The 1768-nt window shown below is 75.6% G+C and carries 2 protein-coding genes; one reads left to right on the plus strand and one right to left on the minus strand.

Annotated features, from left to right (window positions below; translation table 11 throughout):
• Positions 1 to 827 (plus strand): sigma factor-like helix-turn-helix DNA-binding protein (locus AB0J52_RS39050; RefSeq protein ID WP_500188114.1); only part of this gene is annotated, 827 nt, incomplete at its 5' end.
• Positions 828 to 831: 4 nt separating this feature from the next.
• Here AB0J52_RS39050 and AB0J52_RS39055 read toward each other — a convergent pair.
• Positions 832 to 1768: MFS transporter (locus AB0J52_RS39055; protein WP_500188116.1), on the minus strand; the 937-nt coding region annotated here is incomplete at its 5' end.

Here is a 1768-nt window from a genome sequence, read left to right on the forward strand (position 1 = left end):
GCAGGCACGGTCCGCCACCGGACGTCCCGCCGCCGGACGAGTCGTCGGTCCATCTGGTGGCGGCCCTCGCCGAACTCCCCGAGCCGCAGCGCCGCGCCCTGGTCATGCACCACATGGGCGGCTACACGATCAGCGAGATCGCGGACCTGGAGGGCGTGGCCGAGGGCACGGTGAAGGCCCGGCTCTCGCGGGGCCGGATCCGCCTGGCCGCGATGATCGTCGCCGCCGCTCTGGTCGTGGCGGCCGTGCTCGGCGTCGCGGAACTCGCGGACGCCGGCCGGCGCACTCCGGCGACGGTGGCACCGGGACCGCGGCCCCTCGTGGCGGCCGACCTCTTCCCGCGGTCGGGCACGGCCGGGGCAGCGCACCCGTGGAAGGTCAGCGCGTCTCCGTTCCCGGCCGTACCGGACTGCGGCGGTCCCGGACCGGACTTCTCCGGGACGGTCCAGCGGCTGACCGTGACGGCCGACCGGGGGACCCTGGACGGCCGTGCCGGTGAGTTGCGTCAGGCGCAGTTCTTTGTCTTCCCAACTCTTCGGGCGGCCCGCCGGGCGATGGCGCTTCTCGAGGGACGCGCCGGTAGGTGCGGCATCGACGTTCAGGTGTCCAAGCCGCGGCTCGGCGAGAACGCGCTGTCGATCGATCTCCGCCGGGACGGCCCGGCGCGGGAGTCCCATCGGGCGGTCGTCGCCCGTCAGGGACTTGCCGTCCTGGTCTTTTCCGACCACCGCCGCGGCGGGGCGGCTCAGGCGTTGGACCTGGCAATGCTGGACGTCTCCGCCCGGGAGGTCGCCGATCACCTCCGCGCGCTCGGCTACCGCTCGTGAGGGTTCAGCGGGCGGGGGCGGTCGGCGTGACGACCGTGGAGGACGTGGCGTGGGCCGTGAGGCGGCGGGTCAGGGGGACGGCGGCCACCGCGCCCAGCGCGCAGAGGACGGCGGAGACGACCAGGGCGACGCTGAACCCCTGGGTGAGGTCGTGGCGGGAGGTGCCGGAGTTGGTGGTGATGGCGAAGACCATGGCCACGCCGATCGCGGCGCCGATGTAGCGGGCGGTGTTGTTCGCGCCCGAGCCCATGCTCGCGCGCTGCGCGGGGACGCTGTCGACGGCCAGGCGGGCGAGCATGGCGTTGGCCAGGCCGCTGCCGGCTCCGGCGATGCCCAGGCCGGGTGCGAGGCCCCACCAGGGCATGCCGGGGTCGATGCCCGTCATGGCGAGTTCGCCGACGGCGCTCAGGGCCAGGCCCGCGCCGAGCAGGTGGCCGGCCGGCCAGCGGGCGGGGAGCCGCCGGGCCTGGAGCGCGACCACGTAGGACAGGCCGGACCAGATCGCCAGCACGAACGACGCGGCCAGCGGCGACAGCCGCATCGCGCTGACCATGACCGTGACGAGGTTGCTGGCCATGCCGATCACGGCGAGGCCGGTGACCATCGCGCCGCCGACCGAGAGCAGGAACGCCGGGCGGCGGAACAGGCCGAGGTCGAGCATCGGGGCCGTGCGCCGCGCCTCCACCGCGACGAACGCGGCGAGCAGGACGGCCGCGGCGGCCAGCAGGGCGAGCACCGGCGGCCGCGTCCAGCCGGTGCGGCCGAGGGTGACGGCGGAGAGCAGGGCGGAGACGCCGCCGACCATGGTGACCAGGCCGGGCAGGTCGAGGCCGCGGCGCTGGTCGGCGCGGGACTCCGGCAGCGCGCGGGCGGCGGCCGTCAAGACGAGCGAGGCGGCGACGGTGACCCAGTACCAGAGCCGCCAGCCGGCGAGTTCGGTG

Source organism: Spirillospora sp. NPDC049652, assembly GCF_040675125.1.
Lineage (GTDB): Bacteria > Actinomycetota > Actinomycetes > Streptosporangiales > Streptosporangiaceae > Spirillospora.